Origin of the sequence: Kocuria salsicia, assembly GCF_007681555.1 — a bacterium.
Taxonomy (GTDB): domain Bacteria; phylum Actinomycetota; class Actinomycetes; order Actinomycetales; family Micrococcaceae; genus Kocuria; species Kocuria salsicia.
Genome location: NZ_VELE01000025.1, coordinates 1 through 2,389 on the forward strand (window position 1 = coordinate 1; position 2,389 = coordinate 2,389).

Consider the following 2,389-nt stretch of genomic DNA (forward strand, 5'->3'; position numbering starts at 1 on the left):
TTCTTCGGCATGACGCCATCCTCTCAACTCGAAAAGATGCGGCACCAAACCTGGGACGGTTCACCTCCCTCTGCAACCGCACCGGTGGTGCCTTCTATGGTGACCTGATGACCGACCATGGCCTGATGGTCCTGGTCGATGGTTCCGTCATGGACCGAGACGCCGTGATCGCCTCCCTCAATGACGTACCCGGTTGGGACACGTACGAGATCACAGATCCCCGACTTGTCCCGGCTGGAGGTCAAACGGCCGCCCTGATCTACAAGGCCAAGGCCTCTCGCGGCGACGCGGAGCCGTTCGAGGCAGTCATGAACAGCACCTACGCGCTGGTTGACGGGCAGCCCCGCCTCGCGCTGTACCAGCAGACAACAACCACGCACTGAGCACGTCGCCCGTGGGCGATCGCTCATGCCACGTGGGGCGCGAATCTCGAACGTAGTTCCCTGCCCAGGCGAGGAACTCTACTGTGTGAGCATGGAGAACCCGATCAACGGAGAAGTGGTTGCAGCTCTGACTGTATTCGTCCGCGGGGGAAGTGGCCCCTCTCACTCCTCGCTCACCTCCGCCTTCCTGGCAGCCGGAATTGTCGGCCTCACTCCTTACAGCTCGGGTTCGTTCGACAGTTTGAGCAAGGTCGACCGAATCACCGAGGCTGCCTGCAAGGTCTGGCAACAGTCCACCCGGGGCCGACGTCTGGTCGAGGAAATCTTGAGTATTTATCGAGTGGCAGGCATCTTTGGCGACCCCAACCTCCAGATGGAGGTCGCATCACTCAGAAGCGCCCTGCTGCAACGCGGCTGGGCTCTCGATACCGACGGCCGACTGGACCGGTTGGGCGATATCGATCTCGAGGTTGGGGATCGGCAAGCGCTAAATGATCAGTTGAACCGCTTGCGTCACAACACCGAAGATGCCGGCCTGCTCCTGGGGACAGCCAAAGAGCTGCTTGAATCCGTCGGAAAGTTTGTACTGGAGGAGAACGGGCGCCTTCCCGACCGCAGGATCAACATGCCCGAGGTGATGACCGTCAGCATGGAGCTCTTAGGCATCATGCCCGTCCAGGTCGACGCCTCCACGGAGGGCGGCAAGCAACTGCGCAAGGTTTATCAGGCAGTCCGCACGGTGGTCGATGCCATCAATGAGCTGCGCAACGACCACGGAACAGGCCACGGTCGCACGCTGCCGAGCGGCGTGTCCGTGGAAGCGGCACGGTTCATGATCAGGCAGGCCACGATGGTCGCCGAGATGATGCTGGCGACTCATGACCGCCAAATGGGGCGTGCTTGACGAGGACGGATGAGTCGCACCAGCGACAGGATCGGTCTCGCCACTGACCCACAGGGCGGAGCTGCTCCAGAATTCATAGCAGTGGTCCTCGCACGGCAGCCGCACACACACGCACCAATCCGCCGCTCCGCGCGGCGTCGAAGCCGCGCCCCAATGCCGACCAGCGCACGAGTCTCGCCACTTAGTGCTGCGATTTTCGCGCCACTTAGCGCTGCGATCCACAAGGGTGGCAGGCTGGAACCGACGGGGTGCGAATACGGTGGTTTGAGCTACCAGCCGGCCCCGGTGGCACAGAACCCTTCATTTGAGCTATACGTGCGGTCCGGACCCAGGCACATGCGGACCTCGGACGTCACACGGCGAGTTGCATCCGCAGCGTCGCCCAACCATCAATCGAAGACGCAACTACGGTTTCGGTGACCACGAAGCCGAGGGCGGAGTAGAGGTTCACGGCGGGATTGTTGTGTTCGTAGACGTTTAATGTCACCCGGCGAACATCGGACAGCGCCGTTACGTGCTTCACGAGATGTTCAACTAGCGAGCGTCCGAGACCAAGGCCACGCGCTTGGGGGTCCACCAGAATCCGTCCGAGGTGAACCGTGTCGGTCGAGCGCCTGGTGTAGCAGGCGATTCCTCGAGGAACGTTGTCGACGCGAAGCGCCATCACGTTCCATCCTTGAGCGGTGGTGGCGAGAAGGTCTTTGGCGGCCATCGGATAGGTCAGTCCTGGGCCTGCGAACAGTAAGAGTGCTTCCTCGGACGTGATCCACGAAGGCGCTGCCTCGGCATCGAGTGGGTGTGCCGGCGCGAAGGAGATGTTCTTGTCCACGCTCCCATCTTGACACCCACCACTCTCCGTTGAGGGTTCGAACAGCTCACTGCTCGCTTGCGGTGCAAAAATGGTCGTTTCTGCACTTCTTCCCGGCGACCTCGAGCAACGGGCCGGGCGTGTGGACCATAATCAGCTATGGGCACCCCTACTCTCACCGAGCAGTTTCTAGCTGACCTTCGTAAGCACGTACAGAAGGCGTCTCCAACGGGGTACAACCACCAGGTGGCCCAGAACCTGGACTTGCAGTCGCTGCTGGTGGTTGTCATGAAT

Annotated in this window: 3 protein-coding genes; 2 read left to right on the plus strand and 1 reads right to left on the minus strand. The window is 61.2% G+C overall.

What is annotated here, in order from left to right:
- Positions 1 to 50 precede the first annotated feature (50 nt).
- Positions 51 to 383, plus strand: a complete 333-nt coding sequence (locus tag FS770_RS13490; RefSeq protein ID WP_280525946.1) for a DUF4440 domain-containing protein — start codon at positions 51 to 53, stop codon at positions 381 to 383.
- A gap of 91 nt (positions 384 to 474) precedes the next feature.
- Positions 475 to 1,287, plus strand: coding sequence for an abortive infection family protein (locus FS770_RS13495; RefSeq protein ID WP_186366805.1), 813 nt, complete (start codon positions 475 to 477; stop codon positions 1,285 to 1,287).
- A 352-nt stretch (positions 1,288 to 1,639) separates the two neighbouring features.
- Here FS770_RS13495 and FS770_RS13500 read toward each other — a convergent pair whose 3' ends face one another.
- Complete coding sequence (locus tag FS770_RS13500; protein WP_145012760.1) at positions 1,640 to 2,116, minus strand: GNAT family N-acetyltransferase; 477 nt, start codon at positions 2,114 to 2,116, stop codon at positions 1,640 to 1,642.
- Between the last annotated feature and the right edge of the window lie 273 nt (positions 2,117 to 2,389).